The organism is Arthrobacter sp. 05T420 (genome assembly GCF_056396305.1).
Genome location: NZ_JBFTLG010000001.1, coordinates 455,603 through 477,052 on the forward strand (window position 1 = coordinate 455,603; position 21,450 = coordinate 477,052).

The following is a 21,450-nucleotide window of genomic DNA, read 5'->3' on the forward strand; positions in this document are numbered from 1 at the left end:
GCTTATGACACCGTTGGCCCGCCGCCCCCTCCCGCAATCGCTCCGGCAATCCCTCCGGCATCGGCTGGTGGGACGCCGCAGCCGGATGATCAGCGCCACCCTGGCTCTGGTCCTGGCCGGGAGCATGGGAGCCTCGGGTCCCATGGCAGTCGCCGACAGCCTTGAAGACCAGCAGGCCGCGCTCCGCGACGAGGCGGCCCGGGTCCAGGACTCCCTCGAGTTCGTTGACGCCAAGATCTCCCAGGCCGCGGCGGACCTGGTGCTGTACCAGGGGCAACTCCCGGGCGCCCAGCAGGCCCTTCTGGATGCCCAGGGCCGGGTGGCCGGCGCGGTCCAGGAAGTCGAGGCCCTGGCGGCCCGCGTGGACCTGGCCCAGCAGAACAAGGCAAAAATCACGCAGCAACTCGAATCAGACAAGCAGAAGATTGCAGGCACCCGGAAGCTGATCGGGCAGATCGCCACGCAGGCCTACATGTCCGGCGGCGTCCCGTCCAACTTGTCGTTGTTCTTCGGCTCGAACCAGGGCAGCAGCCTGACGGACACCATCGACCTCGCGGACCAGGCCCTTCGGAGCCAGAACTCCGCGATGGACAAGCTCACTCAGCAAAGCGCAACCAATACCAACGCGCAGGCCCGGCTGGCCGCCGTCGAGACTGAAATCACGGATCTCAAGGCCAAGGCCGACGCCGCACTGGCACGGGAAAAGGCAGCCCGGGACGAGGCCGAGGCCAAGAAGGCCGCGGTGGACAAGCTCATCGCGGACACCACCAGGCTCGACGCGCAGCTCCAGGCCGCCAAGCCCGGCATCCAGAACAAGATCGCCCAGGTCAAGGCCCAGCAGGACGCCGTCGCCGCCGAAATCGCCGAACGGGACCGGAAGCTGCGTGAGGCGTGGCTCGCCGAGCAGCGGCGCATCGCCGAGGCCGCGGCTGCGGCTGCCCGTGCCCAAGGACAGGCCGTCCAGCCGTACGTTCCGCCCGCCCAGGGCTCACCGTCGGCCTTCGGCCTCCGACACCCGTTCAACGCCAACATCCCCATCACTTCCGGATTCGGCTGGCGGGCGACGCCGCCCGGCACCATCGACTTCTACGGCACCGGCGGCTACATGCACACGGGCATCGACTTCGGCGCCACGTGTGGCACACCTGTGTATGCCGCAGCGGCTGGCACCGTCTTCTCAGCGGGCTGGGGGAACGACGGCGGCGGTAACCGGGTGAAGATTTCCCACGGCGTGGTGCAGGGCAACTCGCTGACCACGATCTACTATCACAACACGTCCGTGACGGTCTCGGTCGGCCAGCACGTTGAACAGGGACAGCTGATCGCCTACTCCGGGACCACAGGAAACTCCACCGGCTGCCACGCGCACTTCGAGACCTGGCTCAATGGCCGGGCCGTGGACCCGATGAACCTGCTGTAGCCCCGCCCGGGCCATCCGCTGCGGCAGCCGCCCTGCCGTAAACTGGAAAGACTCCGCACCACCTGGCCGGAGTGAACACCAATAAAACCTAGGAGTCCTACCGTGCCCAAAGAAAGTGGCCGTAAGGTAGTGGCCACCAACCGCAAGGCCCGGCACGACTACCTCATCCTTGACACCTACGAGGCCGGCATTGCGCTGATGGGCACGGAAGTTAAGTCGCTGCGCGAGGGCCATGCCTCGATGGTTGACGGCTTCTGCACGTTCTACAACGATGAGCTGTGGATGGAGGGCATCCACATCCCCGAGTACCACCAGGGGAGCTGGACCAACCACGCCGCACGCCGCCGCCGCAAGCTGCTGCTGCACCGCGAGGAGCTCACGAAGATCTCGCATAAGATCCGCGAATCAGGGTTCACGATCGTGCCCCTGCAGCTGTACTTCGTAGACGGACGCGCAAAAGTTGAAATCGGCGTCGCCCGCGGCAAGAAGGAATACGACAAGCGCCACACGCTGCGCGAACAGCAGGACAAGCGCGAGGCGCTGCGGGTCATGCGCGAACGCAACCGCCGCTAACGCGGCGGGCCCCCGGGGAATGTTTCCCGGAGGCGGTGCGTTATGATGGGTAGTCCGGGAAGGATACGAAAGTATCTTGTCCGGGTTTGATAAAAAAATACGGGGATGATCGGTTTCGACGATGTTAGTCGCGACAGGTGAAGCGGGCCGAGGATGCAGAATTATCTCGTAAACGCTGTCTGCAAACCAATAAGTGCCGAATCAAAACGCACTGACTTCGCTCTCGCTGCCTAAGCAGTAAGACAGTCCGTCAGCCCGAGGTTGCTATTGCCCCGGATCCTGGCGTCATTTAGATAGCCACTGCTGTTTACCTCCGTCATCGGGGTAAACGGGACTCTTAGATGACTGGGCCCGGATCAGCCAGCTGTTTGTAGCATGGCTGGGGCCGAGAAAATCCAACGCAAACTGCGCCCGGAGAAGCCCTGACAACACGACATCGGACGGGGGTTCAATTCCCCCCATCTCCACATAGGGGCCCCGGCAACGGTGCTCCACCCCCGTATTGGGTACACAGAACTCCCCGCTGACTTCGGTTGGCGGGGAGTTTTGTGCGTTAAGGGCGGCTCCTGAAGCGGGCGGTGCACCCTCAGCGCGGCCAGCACGCCGCGGAAGGCCGGAAGAACCCGAAAGCCCTTCCGCCTCGCGGAGGAATTCACCATACTTGGCAATCATGCCGATGGATCCAATTAACCCGAATCAATATCACCCGTCACCGCGCGACTGGTCAGACCAGGTCATCTACTTCCTGCTGATAGACCGTTTCTCCAACGAATTGGAGGACGGCTACAAGGACGCCGCAGGGCAGATCGTGCAGGGCAGCACGCCGCTGTTTTCGCCTGGGGACACGAACAATGCCGTACAGGCCGCCACCGATATGCAGAACTGGGAGAATGCGGGAACCCAGTGGCTCGGCGGGACCTTGAAGGGGATACAGTCCAAACTCGGCTACCTGACAAGGCTCGGAGTCACCGCGCTCTGGATCAGCCCCATACTGCGGCAACGGCCCGGCGCGGATGATTACCACGGCTATGGCACACAGAACTTCCTCGAAGTTGACCCGCACTTCGGCACAGCCCAGGACTTCAAAGAGCTGGTGACCGCTGCCCACGACGCCGGGCTTTACGTCATCCTCGACGTCATCCTCAACCATTCCGCGGACGTGTTCCAGTACGCCACTGTCGATGCCACCACCGGGCAGCCCTATGTTCCCGTGTGGACCGGGGCCACCTATCCTGTGGCCGGTTGGCGGGATCCTGGCGGCGCTCCCAGCCTGCCGTTCCCCGCGCCGGTTAATCCGCCGGATACGGACAGCGCGGTCTGGCCGGGTGAACTCCAGTCCGACGTCGCTTTTACCCGCAAGGGCCAGATCGTCCACTGGGACGATCCCCAGGAGACAACCGAGGGGGACTTCTTTGGGCTGAAGGACATCCATCAGGGGGCCGGGCCGGTGGACGAATATCAGCCCTCGGCCGCCTTCCAAACCCTCGTCGAGGCGTATAAGTACTGGATCGCGGATGCAGACATCGATGGCTTCCGCGTGGACACGGTCAAGCACATGGACCCGGGTGCCACGCGGTACTTCGCCTCCACCATTCATGAGTTCGCCCAGACCCTCGGCAAGGATTCATTTTTCCTCGTCGGAGAAATCACCGGGAGCCGCGAAGAGGCCATCAGGCTCCGGGACCAGACCGGGCTCGATGCTGCGCTGGGCTTGGCGGACGTGCAAGGACGGATGGTCGATGCCGTCAAGGGCTGGGGCGACCCCGCCGGCTACTTCGATCTCTTCCGCAACTCGATCCAGGTCGATAAAGCGACCCACACCTGGTTCCGAAACCACGTCGTCACAACCTTTGACGACCACGACCTGGTCCGCCAAGGGAAAAGCTACAAGGCACGGTTCGCCGCCGACCAGGACGGCCGGGCCCTGGAGCTCGCCATCCTTGCCCTGAACGCCACCACGCTCGGCATCCCGTGCATCTACTACGGCAGCGAGCAGCGATTCGACGGGAAATTTCCGCCGCAGGTCAATCCGGCGCCCACCGATGACTTCAAGGCAGACCGGTACATCCGGGAAGCGATGTTCGGCGGCCCGTTCGGATCGTTCCGCAGCCGCGACAGGCACTTCTTCGATGAGTCAAGGGACAGCTATCAGGAACTTGGAAAAATCCTGGCCGTTCGGAAGACGGAACTCGCGCTGCGGCGCGGCCGGCAGTACCTGCGCCCCATCTCCGAGGACGGCGACACCTTCTGGTACCCGGAACGCATCGGCGCCGGACGGATGACCTCAATCGTGGCCTGGAGCCGGATCGTGTCGAACAGAGAGGTTATCTGCGCCATCAACACTGATTGGGCCGCCCAGAGAACAGCATGGGTAACCATTGATGCCGGCCTGCACTCGGCCGGGGACAAGTTCGAATGCCTCTATTCAACGGACCAGACCAAGGTGGGCTCCCTGGCAGCCGCTGAGCCACGGAACGGTCTGGCGATCAGGATCGATGTCCCCCCGGCGGGTTTCGTCATCATGGCACCCTAAATCCCAGCGCCCTAGAATCCCAGCGCCCTAAGTCCCAGCACCGTGGAATGGCAGCGCGAGCAGACCAGCGCCCTAAATCGCCCGTGACACAGGGAAGGGAAGTGTCGTCAGACACCTCCCTTCCTGACCCGATCCCCGAACGTCACGTGCCGAGGATCTTCGCCTTCTGGGCCACGAACTCCTCTTCGGTGAGAATTCCCTGCTCCTTCAGCGCTCCGAGCTCCTTGAGCTGCTGGATGGCGTCGTCGCTGATGCCACCGCCGCCGGCGGGCGGGGGAGGGGGCGGCGGCTGCTGGTAGACAGGTTGCTGGTATGCCTGTGGTGGCGGTTGCTGCTGCGCCATCTGCGCATCGTAGGCCTCCTGCTGCTTGGCCGCGGTCGCTGCGTCCTTCTCGGCGAACTTTGAAGCCTGCCGGCGCTGGACGCGGCCGTTCACCGCCGACGCCGTTCCCGCCACTACCGCCGTCCGGGCCATACCCCTAAGAAGTCCCATAATTCTTTTCCTCTCACGTCTCTTCTTCTGCGTCGGATTATGCGTCGGCTACCGGCGGTGCGGACTCGGCGGCCTCGAGGGCGTCGAGCGCTTCCATCACGTCCGGCGCAGGGATCCGCGTGCTTGCGATGAGCTCGCCCCCGCTTTCGCGGACGGCCGATACGAACGGTGCTGCCCATGTGTTCTCGTAGACAATCAGCGCGGCGACCGTACCTGGCAGGACGGCGGCCGTTGCCTCGGCAATATCGTCATCGCCGAGAAGCCCTGTCCGTGCGCCTTCGAAGTAGGCGAAGCTAGCCGCTGGGCCACCTGGGTCGGTGAGTTCGAGCACCTCCACCGTGCCGTCCTCGTTCTTCATGATGACGAGGAGATCGAAGAGGCGGATCACGCCCTGCTCGACGAGTTTGACGAGTTCTTCACTGGCCCGTCCCGTCAGTCCCGCCAGGGGGAACTCGAGGAGTACGAAGTCGACCGGCCCGTGGGCCTCGGTCTCCGGTGTGGTAGTCACTGGCATTCCTCCGGTCTGTTTCGGGCGCACCGTCCAGCGCGCTGTCCTTAGTGTGGACGTCCCCTCCCGGGGACGTCACCACCCGCGCCGAATGATTCTGTTGCCGAACCCCCGGCTAGGCCGTCGGGGCCGAGCCGTGGGTCAGGACACTGGCTCTCCCGACGAGGGATCTCAAGAACACTAAAGCGCCTACGGAAGTCCCCCCGCATCATCCGTTTCGGGTGAGCCCGAGGGGGCACATCATAGGGCCGGAAGCAACGGCTTCCGGCCCTATGAGTATTCAGCGCTTCTTGATGTGTGCCACAGGATCGGTGTGGGCATCAACGACGTGCTTCGCCTTTTTCTCGGCCCGTTTTTCCTTGATGGTCTTGACCGACTTTTTCGAAACGCTCTGGTGCGGCGTCTTGTCAGGCATGGTGCTCTCCCTCACGGCTGGGGCCCGGGGTGGCCCCGTCTTTTAAGCTACGCCTCGGGAACCGCGGCGTCCACGATGCCTGCGAAGCGGCTGCCGACGCCGTCATACACACTGCGCACGAGCCCGGGTCCGAGGACGGGGATGTCGCGGGCCTCGTGGTGCGCGCAGCAGACATAGGTGAAGTCCGGCCACCATTTCTTGGGCCGTGCGGCTTCGGAGAATCCACAGACGGCGCAGGTCAGCTGGACCCAGACGGGCCGCTTGCCTGTCCGGTTTGCCCTGGACTGGACCAGCCAGGCCGGGGGGTTGTCCAGCAGTTCGCCGAGCTCGGCCTCGGACAGCCGTGCGGGGATGCCGTGACGGTGCGCCATTTCCAGGGGGATGTCGAGGACCTGGGCTGCTTCACGTCGCGTAATCATCCTTCAACGATACGGGAACGACGGCACCCTAAAGGCCCTCAGCCGGCGAGATAGAGCCCGCAGGCCGCGGCCGCGAGCCCCGCGAGCAGATTCGAGGCTACGTTGAGCGCCGCCGCCCGGTAACGCGTTTCGCTGACCAGGCGGACCGTTGCGGTGGTCCATGAGCTGAAGGTGGTCAGGCCGCCGGCCAGTCCGGTCGCGATGGCCGCGTGCCAGTCGGCTCCCAACTCCATGTGGCCGGTCAGGCCCACGGCTAAACCGATGATGAACGATCCGGTGACGTTGACAGCAAACGTTGCCCACGGCCAGTGCGGCCGGGAGCCTTGGTGGTGCGCAAACCAGGAGTCGACGGCGAACCGCAGCAGTGCTCCCGCCACGCCGCATGCCCCGACCACGAACGCGGTGATCATTGGGCACCTCCGCCGAGGTCGGCAATCGCTTTGCCGGTTTTCCAGCCGGCGGCGGCGGCCCCGAGGCCCAGGACGAGCGAGAGCCCGAGGTAGGCCAGCCAGGTGGCGTGATAGCCGCCGCGGAACTGCTGGTCAATGACTATGACCAGCGCTGAAAAAGTGGTGAAGGACCCCAGAAGGCCGGGGCCGATGCCGGCGCGCAGCCAGAACGCCGTCTGTGGCCGCGCGATCCAGATGGTGGTCAACGTGGCCAGGATGAAGCTCCCGGCCACGTTGATCGCCAGCGTGGTCCACGGCACCTCACCGGCGTTGTCGGGGAACATCAGGCCGGCGCCGAACCGCAGCTCAGTTCCGATCAACCCGCCGACGGCGACGGCGGACCAGGCCTTCCAGCCCGGTACGCCGGGGCGCGGCACGGTCCGGCGATCGTCCAGCGCGCTTTTCACTCAGCTCACGTTTCAATCATGGGCGGGGGCGCTGCAGCCTGCGTGCGCGGCATCGCTGTGGACCCAGAGGGCCGAGGCGACTTCTTCGGCAAAGTCGAATTCCCGCGGTGCCGCGGCGGCACCGATCCGCACCACGATCGGACCGCCGAACGGCCTCCGGCCCACCACCTCCACCTCGGCGTCGAGGTCGATGTCCTGGGCGGCGAGGTAGCGCAGCAGCTCCGGGTTCTCGTCGCTGATCCGGGTGATCCGGCCGGTATGGCCGTCGTCGAGTTCGCTCAGGCGGTGGGCGGCGGGCACCAGCACGGAGCCGTCCGCGGCCGGGATGGGATCGCCGTGCGGGTCCCGGGCGGGGTTTCCGAGCTTGGCCGCCATCCGCTCAATGAAGGTGTCGGAGACGGCGTGCTCAAGGAGCTCTGCTTCGTCGTGGACCTCGTCCCAGCGGTAGCCGAGCTCCCGGACGAGGAAAGTCTCGAGCAACCGGTGCCGCCGGACCATGGACAGGGCGAGCCGGACGCCGTCGCTGGTGAGAGTGACGGCACTATAGGGCTTGTGGTCTACGAGGCCTTGGTCCTTGAGCTTGCGGACCATTTCCGAAACCGAGGAGTTGGCGACGCCCAGGCGCTGCGCCAGCTGCGTGGAGGTGATGGGTTTCGGCTGCCATTCGGTGAACGAATAGATGACCTTGACGTAGTCCTCGATCGAGGAGGAGGGCGCACTGGTCTTCACAGACCTAAGCCTACCGTCAGCTTCCTCGGGAGAAAGTGAGCCACAGCAGCACCACATTAAGTGCCACGACGAGCACCACGCTGATGATGGCTGCGATGCGGAGGGCCAGGCCGTCGGCAAACCGGCCCATCAGGGCCTTGCTGCTGGTCAGTACCACCAGCGGGACGAGGACAAAGGGAATCCCGAAGCTGAGGACCACCTGGCTCAAGACGAGCGCCCAGGTGGGGTCGAAGCCGACCGCCAGCAGCACAACGGCCGGAATCAGGGTCACCACGCGCCGGGCCATGACAGGAATCTTGATCTTGAGCAGGCCCTGCATGATGGTTCCGCCTGCATAGCAGCCCACCGAGGTCGAGGCCAGGCCGGACGCGAGCAGCCCGACTGCGAAGATCACACCGATGATGGGGCCGAGATTGGCGGTGATGGCGGCGTGCGCGCCCTCGATCGTCTCCGTGCCCTCTTCCCCGCCAAGGGTGGAAGCGGCAAGGAGCAGCATGCCGATGTTGACCAGCCCGGCGATCGCCAGCGCGGCCACGACGTCGAACCGGGTAGCCCTGACCAGGCGCGCGACGGCCGCCGGTGGAACATGCAGGTGTTCGTCTGGGCGGTGCCGGTCCCGGGACAGGGCCGAATGGACGTAGATGGCGTGCGGCATGACGGTAGCGCCGAGCATGCTGGCGGCCAGCAGCACAGTCTCCGGACCCTGGAAGCCGGGCACCAGCCCGGCCAGGGCGGCGCGCGGATCCGGCGGGCTGATGAACAGCCCGGCCAGGAAACCGATGGTGATGATGCCGAGCAGGAACATGATGATGAATTCGAAGGGCCGCTGTTTCTGTCGGGCCTGCACCGCGAGCAGGAGCATCGACACCGCACCGACAATCACGGCGCCAAGGGGGAGGGGGAGTCCGAAAAGCAGGTACAGGGCGATTGCCCCGCCCACCACCTCGGCGAGGTCGGTAGCGGCGGCCACGACTTCGGCCTGCAGCCAGAAGGCGCGACGCCAGAACGGTTTGAGCCGCTCGCCGAGGATCTCCGGGAGGCTCTTTCCCGTGACGATCCCGAGCTTGGCGGACTGGTACTGGACTAGGACTGCCATGATGTTGGCGACCACGAGTACCCACACCAGCAGGTAGCCGTACTGTGCGCCTGCGGTCAGGTTGGCGGCCACGTTTCCGGGGTCCACGTAGGCGATCGACGCCACGAACGCCGGCCCCAGCAGGCCGATCAGGGCCCTGCGGGCACCCGGATGTTTATAGGTGCGCGCGTCCTGCGGCGACTGCTCGTGGCCCCTTACATCCAGCACTGCCAGCTCCCGTGAATGGCGCGTCTGCGTTGACGCGATGATCGGCACCGGCCGGAAAAGCGCCCGGTTCAAAGTTTCGCATGCCTACAAGCGACTATTAGGCATACCGAAACAATATGCCCCGGCCGGGGCCTTACGCAATCCGGAAGGCCCGCCACGTCTGGGTCAGGTAGGGCAGCCGCAGCACTGCGCCTGGGGCATGGCCCAGATGCTCGTGCAGGTACCAGTCGAGGTTGGACATTACTTTGGCCCGGGTGGAATCCGATGCCGCGAGGTAGTAGCTGCGGGACTTTGTCAGCTCCTGGATGTCCGCCGTGGTGACCGAATCCTCCCACCGGGTCAGGTGGCTCTCCAGCCCGGTGAACTCGGAACCCACGGGCGGGCGGAAGTGCGGTTTGTGGACGTCCCCGGCGTGCATGATGCGCGAGAGCCGGTGCACCCAGGGCGCAGCGGTGTCCAGTTGGTTCCAGATCAGGCCCAGCACACCGTGCGGCCGCAGGATCCGGGCAATCTCGGTGCTCGCCAGGCGGGGATCGCACCAGTGCCATGCCTGGGCGACCGTGACGAGATCGAACGTCTCCGGCGGCAGGCCCGTGTCCTCGGCGCTGCCCTCGATGGCGGTGACCTCCGGCAGGGTGCGGCGCAACTGCTCCAGCATGTCGGCCGAGGGATCAATGGCCACCGTATGCAGGCCGCGGGCCGCCAGAAGCGCAGTGAACTTGCCGGTGCCGGCGCCGATGTCCGCGGCATCCTTGGCCCCCGCCGGGATCAGCCAGTCGGCCGACTCCTGCGGATACCCCGGGCGGACGCGTTCGTAGTGCTCGCCGCCGTCCTGGAAACTTTGGCCGAGTTCCTGGCGCCGCTCACTGTGGAGCTTGGGCCCGCCGCTTGCCACGTGCGCTCTCCTTCGGGAAGGTACTGCTGGTTTCAGATACCTTTCGAATTTACCGCACGGGCGCCGTGCCTAGTCCTCCGTGCAGGGCGCGGCACCGGCGGTGCCCGGGGTGTTCGGGGCCCAGTGGGGGTAGCTGCGGGTATCGTTGGCCGGCACCCAGCGGCCGGCGTCCACCACGTAGTCCCAGCCGAGTCCGTTCTGCCGCAACTGCTGCAGGCCGGCCAGCAGGCGCTCGGCATCCTCCAGCCGTGAGCCGAGGCCGAAGCTGGCCCGCAAGGAGCCGGCGGGCAGGCCGAGCCGCTTGAGCAGCGGGTGGGCGCAGAAGCGCCCGTCGCGCAGGCCAATGCCGTGTTCGGCCGACAGGTAGGCGGCCACCAGCCCGGCGTCGTAGCCTTCCACGGAAAAGTTTACGACACCGATGGTGCCGGTGCCCGGCAAGTCGCCTCCGGGGGAAGAAGGGGTGGACGAATCGGCAAAAATCCGGTGCACGGTCACGCCGTCGATGCCCTGCAGGCCCTCGACGAGGAAGGACCGGATGGCGTCCTCGTGGGCCTGCCACTGTTCCGGGTCCAGGGCTGCGATCACCTGGGTGGCGCGGGCCAGCGCGGCCGCACCGAGGACGTTCGGCGAGCCGCCCTCGTGCCGGGCGGGTCCGGTGGTCCAGCTGACGGAGTCGAGCCGGGCGTCGCGGACCGCGCCGCCGCCGGCCAGGTGCGGGGTGCCGGCGTCGAGCCAGTCCGTCCGGCCCACCAGCACGCCGGTGCCGAACGGGGCGTACAGCTTGTGCCCCGAGAAGGCGAGGTAGTCGACGTCGTCCGCGGTGATGTCGATCCGCCGGTGCGGGGCCAGCTGTGCGGCGTCGACAACGATCCTGGCGCCGTACTCGTGCGCCAGGGCGGCGAGGGTCCGGATCGGCAGGATTTCCCCCGTGACATTGGAAGCGCCGGTGACGGCCAGCAGGCTGACGCCGCCGCGCGCGAGCTCGTCCCGCAGGCGGTCCACGGTGGCCGCAAGGGTGGGGGCAGCGACGACGCTGCGGTGCGGGACACTCTGCCAGGGCAGGAGGTTGGCGTGGTGCTCGATGTCGAGATACAGGACCTCGCCCGTGGGCCGGCCGTCACGGAGCGGCAGGCAGCCGGCCAGCAGGTTCAGGGAATCGGTGGTGTTGCGGGTGAAGATCACGGAATCGTCCGCCCGGCCGCCCACGAAGTCCCGCACGATGTCCCGGGCATTCTCGTAGACGGACGTGCTGATCTGCGATGCGTAGCCGGCGCCGCGGTGCACGCTCGCGTAGTAAGGCAGGATTTCGTTCAAGTAGGCCGAGACCACGGACAGGGCCGGGGCGGAGGCGCCGTAGTCGAGGTTGGCGTAGCGGGCATGGCCGCCTGTGATCAGCGGGGCCTGGATTTCGGCCCCGGTGACGGCCGCCAGCGGGCGGCCCGCGAGGGCGTGAAATTCGGGGGCAGCGGGAAAAATGGCAGTTGTCATGGGACCTCACTCGACCAGGACCCCCACATCGTGGGAATCCGCGCTTGCCGGGTCCGTTCCGGACCGGCCAGGTCGTCACCCGGGGCACCCCACCGCGTCTGGAGGGTTGCCGGCCAGCAAACCGGGGTTTAGCGCTGGCACTCGTGACCTGCATCGAGCGTAGGACATACGCGCAGCCGGGGAAAAGGCGGTCACCGATTGTGAAGCGGATTGTTACGGACCAGGGCTACGGAGCCGCCGTGACACCATCCAAGGACGGCACTGTGACGCGGCGCGCCGGGCAGGCTCCCGGGCATCCGCCGCGCGGATCGGCCCCGCCGCACGCTCTCATCGCAGACTCCGCCTCCCTCAATTCCCAAGTCGGCCGCCTCAAGCCGACCACAGTGGCGGTCCCGGGGCTCCGGCCGCCAGCGGGCTGGACGCTGAGGCCGAACAGGGCTTCCAGCGCAGCCGCGTAGTCGTGCTGGCGGCCGTCCGTGGCCAGTTCCCTGGCGCGGACCGTGGGGAGGTGAAGCAGCCGGCGGACCAGCCGGCGCATCGCGAGGTTCACATCCTCTGCCTGGGCGCCGCGCCCATGTTGCTTCATGGTGCGCTCCACTTCGGCCTCGAGGACCTGCTGGACGTGCCGGCGCAGGGCCACGATGGCGGCGTCGACTGCGCGCAGTTCCTCTCGATCTTCGAAACGGTGCGCCGCCTGCCGGACCATTGTGCGGGCGAGGCGGAGCGCCTCGGAGTCCGCAGGGGGAGCCGCGGATCGCACTGAATCCAGGGTGATCAGTTCAATGCCCGGCAGATCCGCCACGTGGGGGTCGAAGTCATGGCTCAGAGCGAGATCGACGACGGTGAGGGCACGGCCACTGCCACCTCTCCACTGCGCCAGTTGGCCGGCAGCGATGCGCGTCTCCGTGCCGCTGCAGCCAATCAGTATGTCTGCCCGGGCAACAGCGGCGGGCAGCACCTGTGCCGTCAGCGCCGTGCCACCCCTGCTTGCCACAAAGGCCTCCGCGCGGCCGGATTGGGAGAAGACGGAAATGGTGGGGCATCGTTTGCTCCTGAGGATCTCCGCGACGCACGCGGCGTAGGAACCGGTGCCGAAGAGGACTACGGAAGCATCAGTCAGGGACGGGTACGCGACTCCGGCAGTGGCCAGTTCAAGGGCCACCGAGGCTATGGACCTGCTGGCGCTGCTGAGCGTGGTCCGCGCCCCCACGTCCCTGCCCGTGCGGGAGGCCTCCTGAAACAGCCGGACCAAAAGCCCGCTCGCAGTACCTGCGGCTTGTGCTTCAGCGAGGGCGCGGCGGACCTGGCCGGCGACTTGACGCTCACCCACCACAACGGAGTTCAGGCCGGCTGCAACGGCGAAGAGATGCTCCGCCGCGGACGCGCCAGACGAGTGTTCGAACAGGGACGCAAGCCGGACGGCGGGCAGGCCCGTGCAGAGGCGGACCGTACCCAGGGCAACGGTGCAGGCGGCATCTACATGGTCCCTGGACGCCACCTCGCAGTAGATCTCGAAGCGGCTGCAAGTGGACACGACCACGGCTCCGGACACGGCGGAACTGCTGGCGAGCAGATGTTGGCCCAGCTCCGAGGAGACGGCCTGGAGCCGGGCGGCGGACTCAATGTCCAGGTCCCGGTACTTCGCAACCAGGACCAGTAGAACCGGACCGACGCCGGCGTCGGGGGTTTCGGGATCCTTGGGGTGAACCGATCCAGACATGGCTGCCCTCCTGCCACTCGATGCCCGCTCCGCGCCTTGACGGCAGCGAAGCTGGGGACAGCGTCGTACAGCGGCCCTTGGGAATCCTTGAGGGGGCCTAGAGGAGGTCGTCGAGGTCGGGGTTGAGCCGCTTGAGGACTTCTGAGTGGAGGATGGAGTTGGTGGCGAGGGCGTTGCCGCCGAAGGGGCCGTCCTCGCCCTCGAGCGAGGTGAAGCGGCCGCCGGCCTCGGTAACGATCGGCACCAGGGCCGCCATGTCGTAGAGGTTCAGCTCAGGCTCGCAGGCGATGTCCACGGCACCCTCGGCAACGAGGCAGTAGGACCAGAAGTCGCCGTAGGCACGGGTGCGCCAGACTTCCTCGGTGAGGCCCAGGAACTCGTCCAGGTTCCCGCGCTGCTTCCAGCCGCCCAGGCTGGAGTAGGACAGCGAGGCGTCCTCGAGGTTGGAGACGTTGGAGACCTTCAGCCGTGTGGCGGCGGCGAGCGAGCGGCCTGTGTAGGCGCCCGCACCCTTGGCGGCCCACCAGCGTTTGCCCAGCGCCGGCGCGCTGACGACGCCGACCACCGGCTCGCCCTCATCGACGAGGGCGATCAGGGTGGCCCAGACCGGGACGCCGCGGACAAAGTTCTTGGTGCCATCGATCGGGTCAATGATCCAGCGGCGGGAGCCATGGCCAGAACTGCCGAATTCTTCGCCCAGGACCGCGTCGCGCGGCCGGGACCGGGAGAGCTGGCCACGGATGGCCTCCTCGGCGGACTTGTCGGCATCGGTGACGGGCGTCAGGTCCGGCTTCGTCTCGATCCGAAGGTCGAGCGCCTTGAAGCGGCTCATGGTCTGGGAGTCGACCGAATCTGCCAGGACATGGGCAAGGCGCAGGTCATCGTTGTAGCTTGAAGCGGGTTGGCTCATGGTTCCAAACTACCGGCAAACCGGGCTGCCGGGCGGGAGGCCGCGGCCCGGCGCCGCAGGTCCTACTGCGGGGCGGGCTAGGAGACGGTGCCCAGTTCCTTGGTTTCCTGCGCTTCCATCCGCGGGTCTGTGCCCAGCAGCCGGCGCAGGGACGCGAGCCTGGCGGGTCCGGAGGGCCCGGCATGCCCGGCGGCAACCCACTTGTCGACGCCGCAGTTGACGGCGGTGGCGTCGTGCTTGCAGCCGCGTTCGCAGTCGTCGGTGCCCGGTTCCAGGTCCGGGAAGGAGCGGAGGATCCGGTCCGGGTCCACATGGGCCAGCCCGAAGGACCGGATGCCGGGGGTGTCGATGATCCAGCTGCCGGCCGGGGCATCGTTGACTTTGAGCGCCAGCGCGGAGGATGACGTGTGCCGGCCGCGGCCCGTGACCGCGTTGACGCCTCCCGTGGCCCGCTCGGCCCCGGTCAGGGCGTTGACCATGGTGGACTTGCCGACGCCGGAATGGCCCAGCATCACGGTGACCTTGCCGTCGAGGTAGTTGCGCAGCTGGGACACCGCGTCCTTGTCGAGCCGGGCGGAGAGCCCGTCGTCGGAGCGGGCGTCGATGCCGGAAGCGGCGGAGTCTGCGGTCTTGGAGATGATGACGGGGAAATCGAGATGCTGGTAGTTGGACAACAGCTCGGCGGGATCCTTGACGTCGGCTTTGGTGACGAGCAGCAGCGGCTCGATGCCGGCGTCGTACGCGGCTACCAGCGCGCGGTCGATGAAGCCGGTCCGCGGCTCGGGATTGGCGGCGGCAACCACCACAACCAACTGGTCGGCGTTGGCCACCACGGCGCGTTCGATCGGGTCCGTGTCGTCGGCGCTGCGGCGCAGCAGGGTCTTGCGGTCCTGGATCTTGACCAGCCGCGCCAGGGTGTCGGGCTCGCCGGTGACGTCCCCCACCAGGGAGACGAAGTCGCCGGCAACCACGGGATTGCGGCGCAGCTCCCGGGCCCGGGCCGCAATGATCTTGCGTTCGTCGGCGGTCCCTTCGGCGACGACGGCGGTGTAGCGGCCGCGGTCCACGGTGATGATGCGTCCGGTGACGGCGTCGTCGTAACTGGGCCGGTCCTTGGTGCGGGGGCGGGTGCCCTTCTTGTTAGGACGGATCCGGACGTCGGACTCGTCCCAGGAATCAGTGCTGCGTGCCACCGGCGGTGTCCTCATCTGCGGCGGGTCCCTGTGCCAGCATTGCTTCCCAGAGTTGCGGGAAATCGGGCATCGTCTTGGCCGTGGTCGCGATGTCCTCGACCTCCACGCCGGGCACGGCCAGGCCGAGAATGGCGCCGGCAGTGGCCATGCGGTGGTCCGCGTAGCTGTGCACCACACCGCCGTGCAGCGTGGCCGGTCGGATGATGAGTCCGTCGGCGGTCTCTTCGGCGTCGCCGCCGAGGCCGTTGATTTCGGTGACGAGGGCCGCGAGCCGGTCCGTTTCGTGGCCCCGGAGGTGGGCGATGCCGGTCAGCCGCGAGGGGCCGGTGGCGAGGGCGCAGAGCGCGGCCACAGTGGGGGCGAGCTCGCTGGTCTCGTCGAAGTCGCCGCCCTTGATCTCCGGGCCGCCGCTGACGGTCAGGGTGCCGGCATCCATTGTCACGGTCGCGCCCATGGCGGTCAGGATGCCGCGCCAGAGGTCACCGACCTGGGTGGTCGCCGCGGGCCAGTCCGGGATCCGCACGGTTCCGCGGGTGGCCAGGGCCGCCGCGAGGAAGGGCCCGGCGTTGGAGAGGTCCTGCTCGATCCGCTGGTCGAAGGCGCGGATCGGCCCTGGGGAGACAATCCAGTGGTTCGGCACTGAGTCATCGACCGCTACGCCCACGCCGCGCAGCACGGCCACGGTCATGTTGATGTGGTCCAGGCTCGGTACGGGCTTGCCGACGTGTTCCAGATGGAGCCCTTCGGTGAAGCGGGCGCCGGCCAGCAGCAGGGCGGAGACGAACTGGGACGACGCGCTGGCGTCGATGATGAGGTGGCCGCCGCGTACTTCGCCCGTGCCGTGGACGGTGAAGGGCAACGACGACGCCGGACCGCCGTCGGGCGCGTTCACTGCCACACCCAGCCCGGCCAGTGCCTCGATGATGGTGCCCATCGGGCGTTTGCGGGCGTGCGGGTCGCCGTCGAAGCGGGACTCGCCGCGGCGCAGCGCCGCCACCGGAGGCACAAAGCGCATGACCGTGCCGGCCAGGCCGCAGTCGATCGCGGTGTCCGCCGCAGCGGCGTCCAAGCTGATCGGGCTGATTTCCAGGTCGGGGCCGAAGGCGCCGTCGCCGGGAACCTCCGTGACGGTGGCCCCCAACTGGCGCAGGGCCTCAATCATCAGTGCTGAGTCCCGGGAGTGAAGGGGGGCCCGCAGCCGGGACGGGCCATCCGCGAGAGCGGCCAGCACGAGGTACCGGTTGGTCAGGGACTTGGACCCCGGAACGGTGACAGTGGCATCGACCGGCCGCTCGGCCAGGGGTGCGGGCCAGTGCGGACCGACGCCGGCAGTATGGAGGCCGGCAGAGTGGGAAGGGGCAGCTGCTGAGGGGGTGGTGCCAGTCATTACCGTCTTAGGCTCCGGCTGTGTGGTCTACGGCCTTGCGGACAACTTTGTCGGCCTTTTTCAGCTGCTTGTTGGTGGTCTTCCGGGCATCGGCGGCGAGGTGGCTGGCGCTCTTCTTGGCATCCGCGGCCAGGTGGCCGGCGCGCCAAGCCAGGCTGGGCTTGCCGGCGGTATCGACAGCGGCCAGGAGAACGCCGCCGGTGAGGGTGACGTTTTTCAGAAGCTGCTTGCGGCGGGCGTCGCGGGCTTCCTTCGAGGAGATGTCCGCGCTGCGCCATTCCACGTAACCGTTCAGGACCGAAATGACGGCGAGCAAGGTGGCGGCCAGCCGGGCGGACTTGCCCAGGGCGAAGCAAACGCCGGCGCCGATCTGGGTGCCGCCGATCACGCGTGCCACGACTTTTTCGTTGGGCTGGAAGGGCAGTGCGTCGGCCGTGCGGCGCAGCAAGGGGGTCAGCTGTGCCGCAGTGTCATCCGCGTTCTTGAGCTTGTCCATGCCGGCGAGGACGAAACTGGAGGCGAGCATGGGCCGGGCGAGAAAGCGGACAAACGACATGAATTTCCTCCTGGATGGACAAACCGCGGCTTCACTGCGGGAGAACCGGTTCTAGTCTTGCACTTTTGCGGAATATTTGCCCGCAGGACGTGGTTGTGAAAGACAGATCCCAGCGGTTTCCCAGCCGTGTCTTCCCAGCCGTGTCACAGTGCCGCCGTGCCTGAACCGTTCTCCTTGTTGGAGCGCCGGTGCAGCGGGGTGGGGTAGGTACGGCCAGACAGACACGGCTGGATAAACAGAGCTGCATAAACGTGGCTGGATAAACGGTTGGATAAACGCAGGCGAACGGACGCAGCTTAGGAAGGCGGAGATTTGACGAGGGTGTTGGACAGGGCGGAACCGGAAGCCGGTAAATCATGGACCCTCGAGCTTCCGGCAGTTCCGGGTGCCCGGCGGAAGGTGACAGTAGACTTGAACGCAATGAGCACCATGGACCCGGCCGTAGCGGCCATGCACGAGGTTGCCGGAAACGACGCCACGCCCACCAAGACACCTGATGCCGGCATGTCCGGCGCACCAGAACGGCCCGCTGTACAGAATTCGCCTGTGCAGAATTCCGCAGATGGTCGTGCTGCGCAGGCGCCCGCTGATGGACCCGCCGCCCTGGAAACCGAGGTCGACGGAAAGCCCCTGGACGTTGCCACCGAGTCCGCGGACGAACGCCGGGTGCGCTTTGAACGCGACGCCATGCAGTACGTGGACCAGCTGTATTCGGCGGCCATGAGGATGGCCCGGAATCCCTCCGACGCCGAGGACTTGGTCCAAGAGGCGTACACGAAGGCGTTTTCCGCGTTCCACCAGTACAAGCCGGGAACCAATCTGAAGGCTTGGCTGTACCGCATCCTCACCAATACATACATCAACTTGTACCGGAAGCGTCAGCGCGAGCCGCTGCAGTCGAACTCGGACACCATCGAGGACTGGCAACTCGCCCGCGCCGAGTCGCATACGTCCTCGGGGCTGCGTTCGGCGGAGGCCGAGGCCCTCGACCATCTGCCCGACTCCGATGTGAAGCGCGCACTCCAGTCGATTCCGGAGGAGTTCCGGCTGGCCGTGTACTTCGCCGACGTCGAGGGTTTCGCGTACAAGGAAATTTCAGACATCATGAACACCCCCATCGGGACCGTCATGTCCCGGCTGCACCGCGGCCGGAAGATGCTGCGGGACATGCTTGCGGACTATGCCGCCGAACGGGGATTCAAGGGCGCAAGCGAGTCAAGCGCCGCGGCCGACAGCAACAAACAGGAGAACAGGAAATGAGCGACTGCCAGGGACTGGGCGATTGCGACGACGCCCGGATGCAACGTATCTATGAATATCTGGATGGTGCGCTCACGCGTGAGGACATCACAGAGATCAAGGACCACCTGGACAGCTGCCCGGAGTGCCTGGAGCAGTACGACCTCGAATGTGTCATCCGCGTGATGGTCAAGCGTTCGTGCACTGAAGCAGCTCCGGATAACCTCAAGAACGCCATCCTGGACCGGATTCACTCGATCCGGACTGTGGAAGCCTGAGCCCGGCTTTCTACCCAGATAAACGAATGACCCCGGAAGCCGTAAGGATTCCGGGGTCATTCGTCTAAAGCTGTCATTCCAAGCTTTGCTTAGGCGTTGGGGCGCTTACCGTGGTTCGCGCCGCCACGCTTACGGTCACGACGTTTACGTGCACGTTTGCTCATAGCTGGCCTCCTTAATCGTGGTACTCAAAAGAGCTGCCCTCAAGTCTCCCACATCGAGGCACCCGCCGCGAACCGGGGACGTGCCGCTACGGGGCCGTGACCACTTGCGCGTGGGGTGGTCAGCTTTCCAGCGAATTGCGGATTGAGATCCGGGCCTGGTCCAGCACGGTCTTGACCGTTTCGAGCGTCACGGCGGTGACGGGATGGCTGCCGGCGTGCCGCCGCAGTTCCACCCGCATGTCGTCGCGGAAGGCCTGCACCAGCATTTCCGCTTCCTTCAGGCGCCGCTCGCCCTCAGGGGAGAACCGCGGGCTCCCCGCGCCGCCGGCAGAACCCGCTGCGCGCGCGGAGGTCCGCGCCGCCTCCGCCGTTGCCGCGAGATCGGCCCGGAGGCCGCGCATGTTGACGCGGATGTCCTGGCGCAGATTGTCGGCCAGCCGGCGGACCGAGGCCGAAATGTCGTTCTCGACGCCGGCGAGTTCGTCCCGCCGGCTATTGAGCTCCGTTAGTCCCGCCGGGGTGATGCTGTAGTTGGTGCGGCGGCCCTCCGTGTGGGTGGCAACGAGCCCTTCTTCTTCGAGCTTGCCCAGGCGCGGGTAGATGGTTCCGGCGCTGGGGGAGTAGGTGCCGCCGAAACGCTCGCTGAGCGCCTTGATGAGTTCGTAACCGTGCTTTGGACCTGATTCGAGCAGGGCGAGCAGGTACAGCCGCAGCGCGCCATGGGCGAAGACGGGAGGCATCAGAGGGCCGTTTCGGTGTCCGCGGTGGGCTGGCTGTGGAAGACCGACGTTTTTCCCGAAACCGAGTTGGTCCGGACCAGCATCAGCTTGGCGTCCGGTCCCGCGATGGTCTGCACCGTGCCGCTGGGCTGGGCGTACCTCTTGTCATCGATGACCACCGCCCCGCTGGCGGATTTGGCGACAATGTCGACGCCGATGTCGTGCGGAACCCGGATGGTGACGTCGCCCGAGACTGAATTGGCGCCAAAATCCTGGGTGAAGCCGTGCAGATCGAAGTTCAGGTCGCCGCTGACGGTGTTCGCGCGGATGTGGCTGAATTCCCCCGAGGCCGTCACTTCGCCGGAGACGCTTTTGGCGGTCAGGACGCCGCGGTGGTTGCGGGCAATGACTTCGCCGCTGACCGTGTTGACGGAGAGTTCACCGGAGGTGCCGTCCGCCAGCACGGAGCCCGAGACGGTGTTGAGCCGGGCGTGGCCGCTGATCCCGGAGACCATGCCGTCGCCGCTCACCGTCCCGGCTTCGACCTCGACGCCGGCGGGCAGGGCGATGCTGATGACCACGGAGTTGCTGCTGCCGTTGTTGACGGTGCTCATCAGGTTCTTGAACCAGCCCTGCGGACCGTGCAGCTGGTGGCGGACTTCCAGACGGCCGTTGACGACGGAAACCGACAACGGATCGCCGTCGATTTCGGAGACCTCGATCCTGGCGACGTCCTCGTCATGGGTGACGATGTCGAAGCGGCCGCGGACAATGCCGAGTTTAAGGGAGCGGACGCCGTCGACGTCGATGGTCTGCGGACCGGTCACGGTCCACGTGTTCTCTGACATGGTTCCTCCGGAAAAGCGAAAGGTGCTGGGCAACTAAAGATATATCGCGACTATGAAGTCACGATATATCGCGCCCACTGCCAGGTCAAGATATATCGCGAAAATCCGCAGGAGTGCGGTCCGGTGCGGCCGGTTGCCGGGTGGCCGGCCTATTCCGGCGCCTCCAGGCCGAGCCACTGGAACCAGCCGCGGTGCAGCACGAGCCACGCCATGAGGCCATACCCGGCCTGGCCGGGCGTGCCGCCGTTGGCCGCGAGGTCCTGGCGCCATTGCTCGTGGTTCAGCAGCGGCGAGAACGTGTCGACGTAGAGGTGTTTCCGGCGCGTCGTGACGTCGGCGAAGGCGGTGTTGAGTTCGCCGAGCCTGCGGTTCTGGGTGGGGTCGAGCGTGGGCGGGGGGCCCACGACAAAGACCTCGATCTTGTTCTGCGAGGCGGAGTCCAGGATGTTGGCGAGGTTCAGGCGGCTGCGGGCCGTGGACAGGCCGAACTCAATGTCGCGGCCGGACAAGCCGATCACCAGGCGGTTGTCGTGATGGTTGCCGAAGCGGCGGCCTGCCTCCTCGAGCCAGCGCGCGGCGATACCCTCCGTGCCTTCTTCCGGGCAAGGCAGGGAGTAGCACTCCAGTGCGACGCTGTCCTGCGGCGTGCGGGCCAGGACCCGCCCCCACCAGCCCAAGGCACGCGGATCACCGAGCCCGGCCAACAGCTCGTCCCCAACGGCTGCAATCCGCAGCTTCCGATCTTCCACGACTACCTCTTCACTTCAACGCTGTCCATCAAGCTGACCACTAACAGTCCATTAA

At 66.5% G+C, this 21,450-nt stretch carries 24 protein-coding genes, 1 other RNA gene and 1 riboswitch; of the genes, 6 read left to right on the forward strand and 19 right to left on the reverse strand.

Going from position 1 to position 21,450, the window contains the following annotated elements:
• Positions 1 to 4: 4 nt before the first annotated feature.
• The 4 genes from AC1DEM_RS02095 (at position 5) to AC1DEM_RS02110 (ending at position 4,526) form a co-directional block, all read left to right on the forward strand.
• Positions 5 to 1,420: a peptidoglycan DD-metalloendopeptidase family protein gene (locus AC1DEM_RS02095; RefSeq protein WP_476882869.1), complete on the forward strand. Its 1,416-nt coding sequence runs from the start codon at positions 5 to 7 to the stop codon at positions 1,418 to 1,420.
• A 102-nt stretch (positions 1,421 to 1,522) separates the two neighbouring features.
• A complete protein-coding gene (gene smpB, locus AC1DEM_RS02100; RefSeq protein WP_476882870.1) occupies positions 1,523 to 1,993 on the forward strand; it encodes an SsrA-binding protein SmpB in 471 nt (156 codons plus the stop codon).
• 101 nt (positions 1,994 to 2,094) lie between these two features.
• Positions 2,095 to 2,463: a transfer-messenger RNA gene (gene ssrA, locus AC1DEM_RS02105) on the forward strand.
• Between the two features lie 200 nt (positions 2,464 to 2,663).
• Positions 2,664 to 4,526, forward strand: coding sequence for an alpha-amylase family glycosyl hydrolase (locus AC1DEM_RS02110; RefSeq protein WP_476882871.1), 1,863 nt, complete (start codon positions 2,664 to 2,666; stop codon positions 4,524 to 4,526).
• 142 nt (positions 4,527 to 4,668) lie between these two features.
• Here AC1DEM_RS02110 and AC1DEM_RS02115 read toward each other — a convergent pair whose 3' ends face one another.
• The 15 genes from AC1DEM_RS02115 to AC1DEM_RS02185 form a co-directional block, all read right to left on the reverse strand.
• A complete protein-coding gene (locus AC1DEM_RS02115) occupies positions 4,669 to 5,019 on the reverse strand; it encodes an SHOCT domain-containing protein (RefSeq protein ID WP_476882872.1) in 351 nt (116 codons plus the stop codon).
• Between the two features lie 37 nt (positions 5,020 to 5,056).
• Complete coding sequence (locus AC1DEM_RS02120; RefSeq protein WP_476882873.1) at positions 5,057 to 5,527, reverse strand: DUF6325 family protein; 471 nt, start codon at positions 5,525 to 5,527, stop codon at positions 5,057 to 5,059.
• Between the two features lie 280 nt (positions 5,528 to 5,807).
• Positions 5,808 to 5,942 (reverse strand): hypothetical protein, encoded by a 135-nt coding sequence (locus tag AC1DEM_RS02125; RefSeq protein WP_256336428.1) that lies wholly within the window; start codon positions 5,940 to 5,942, stop codon positions 5,808 to 5,810.
• Positions 5,943 to 5,989: 47 nt separating this feature from the next.
• A complete protein-coding gene (locus tag AC1DEM_RS02130; RefSeq protein ID WP_476882874.1) occupies positions 5,990 to 6,361 on the reverse strand; it encodes a hypothetical protein in 372 nt (123 codons plus the stop codon).
• Positions 6,362 to 6,399: 38 nt separating this feature from the next.
• Positions 6,400 to 6,771: a fluoride efflux transporter CrcB gene (gene crcB, locus AC1DEM_RS02135; RefSeq protein WP_476882875.1), complete on the reverse strand. Its 372-nt coding sequence runs from the start codon at positions 6,769 to 6,771 to the stop codon at positions 6,400 to 6,402.
• Positions 6,768 to 7,217, reverse strand: coding sequence for a fluoride efflux transporter FluC (locus tag AC1DEM_RS02140; RefSeq protein WP_476882876.1), 450 nt, complete (start codon positions 7,215 to 7,217; stop codon positions 6,768 to 6,770). Before AC1DEM_RS02140 ends, crcB begins: the two co-directional genes overlap by 4 nt.
• A gap of 12 nt (positions 7,218 to 7,229) precedes the next feature.
• Positions 7,230 to 7,946, reverse strand: coding sequence for a metal-dependent transcriptional regulator (locus AC1DEM_RS02145; protein ID WP_476882877.1), 717 nt, complete (start codon positions 7,944 to 7,946; stop codon positions 7,230 to 7,232).
• Positions 7,947 to 7,962: 16 nt separating this feature from the next.
• On the reverse strand, positions 7,963 to 9,249 hold the full coding sequence (locus AC1DEM_RS02150) for an Nramp family divalent metal transporter (protein WP_476882878.1): 1,287 nt from the start codon (positions 9,247 to 9,249) through the stop codon (positions 7,963 to 7,965).
• 133 nt (positions 9,250 to 9,382) lie between these two features.
• Entirely contained in the window at positions 9,383 to 10,144 is a 762-nt protein-coding gene (locus AC1DEM_RS02155) for a class I SAM-dependent methyltransferase (RefSeq protein ID WP_476882879.1), read from the reverse strand.
• Between the two features lie 69 nt (positions 10,145 to 10,213).
• Positions 10,214 to 11,632, reverse strand: a complete 1,419-nt coding sequence (locus tag AC1DEM_RS02160) for an aminotransferase class V-fold PLP-dependent enzyme (RefSeq protein ID WP_476882880.1) — start codon at positions 11,630 to 11,632, stop codon at positions 10,214 to 10,216.
• A 35-nt stretch (positions 11,633 to 11,667) separates the two neighbouring features.
• A riboswitch (SAM riboswitch) is annotated at positions 11,668 to 11,781 on the reverse strand.
• 77 nt (positions 11,782 to 11,858) lie between these two features.
• A complete protein-coding gene (locus AC1DEM_RS02165; RefSeq protein WP_476882881.1) occupies positions 11,859 to 13,352 on the reverse strand; it encodes a glutamyl-tRNA reductase in 1,494 nt (497 codons plus the stop codon).
• 97 nt (positions 13,353 to 13,449) lie between these two features.
• Positions 13,450 to 14,262 carry a histidinol-phosphatase gene (gene hisN / locus AC1DEM_RS02170; RefSeq protein ID WP_277522992.1) on the reverse strand — a complete coding sequence of 271 codons (813 nt, stop codon included), beginning with the start codon at positions 14,260 to 14,262 and terminating at the stop codon, positions 13,450 to 13,452.
• Positions 14,263 to 14,339: 77 nt separating this feature from the next.
• Positions 14,340 to 15,455, reverse strand: a complete 1,116-nt coding sequence (gene rsgA, locus AC1DEM_RS02175; RefSeq protein WP_476882882.1) for a ribosome small subunit-dependent GTPase A — start codon at positions 15,453 to 15,455, stop codon at positions 14,340 to 14,342.
• Positions 15,439 to 16,842 carry a 3-phosphoshikimate 1-carboxyvinyltransferase gene (aroA, locus tag AC1DEM_RS02180; RefSeq protein WP_476882883.1) on the reverse strand — a complete coding sequence of 468 codons (1,404 nt, stop codon included), beginning with the start codon at positions 16,840 to 16,842 and terminating at the stop codon, positions 15,439 to 15,441. The genes rsgA and aroA overlap by 17 nt, the downstream gene beginning before the upstream one ends.
• A gap of 7 nt (positions 16,843 to 16,849) precedes the next feature.
• Positions 16,850 to 17,398 carry a DoxX family protein gene (locus AC1DEM_RS02185; protein ID WP_476882884.1) on the reverse strand — a complete coding sequence of 183 codons (549 nt, stop codon included), beginning with the start codon at positions 17,396 to 17,398 and terminating at the stop codon, positions 16,850 to 16,852.
• A 420-nt stretch (positions 17,399 to 17,818) separates the two neighbouring features.
• Here AC1DEM_RS02185 and AC1DEM_RS02190 point away from each other — a divergent pair, with 420 nt between their 5' ends.
• A complete protein-coding gene (locus AC1DEM_RS02190) occupies positions 17,819 to 18,658 on the forward strand; it encodes a sigma-70 family RNA polymerase sigma factor (protein ID WP_476882885.1) in 840 nt (279 codons plus the stop codon).
• Positions 18,655 to 18,915: a mycothiol system anti-sigma-R factor gene (gene rsrA, locus AC1DEM_RS02195; RefSeq protein ID WP_476882886.1), complete on the forward strand. Its 261-nt coding sequence runs from the start codon at positions 18,655 to 18,657 to the stop codon at positions 18,913 to 18,915. Before AC1DEM_RS02190 ends, rsrA begins: the two co-directional genes overlap by 4 nt.
• Positions 18,916 to 19,004: 89 nt before the next feature.
• On the opposite strand, the gene AC1DEM_RS02200 is transcribed toward rsrA, so the two are convergent.
• The 4 genes from AC1DEM_RS02200 to AC1DEM_RS02215 form a co-directional block, all read right to left on the reverse strand.
• A complete protein-coding gene (locus tag AC1DEM_RS02200) occupies positions 19,005 to 19,079 on the reverse strand; it encodes a 50S ribosomal protein bL37 (RefSeq protein ID WP_104061284.1) in 75 nt (24 codons plus the stop codon).
• Between the two features lie 119 nt (positions 19,080 to 19,198).
• Positions 19,199 to 19,819 carry a PadR family transcriptional regulator gene (locus AC1DEM_RS02205; RefSeq protein ID WP_476882887.1) on the reverse strand — a complete coding sequence of 207 codons (621 nt, stop codon included), beginning with the start codon at positions 19,817 to 19,819 and terminating at the stop codon, positions 19,199 to 19,201.
• Entirely contained in the window at positions 19,819 to 20,646 is an 828-nt protein-coding gene (locus AC1DEM_RS02210) for a DUF4097 family beta strand repeat-containing protein (RefSeq protein ID WP_476882888.1), read from the reverse strand. The genes AC1DEM_RS02205 and AC1DEM_RS02210 overlap by 1 nt, the downstream gene beginning before the upstream one ends.
• A 149-nt stretch (positions 20,647 to 20,795) precedes the next feature.
• Positions 20,796 to 21,395: a GDSL-type esterase/lipase family protein gene (locus AC1DEM_RS02215; protein WP_476882889.1), complete on the reverse strand. Its 600-nt coding sequence runs from the start codon at positions 21,393 to 21,395 to the stop codon at positions 20,796 to 20,798.
• Between the last annotated feature and the right edge of the window lie 55 nt (positions 21,396 to 21,450).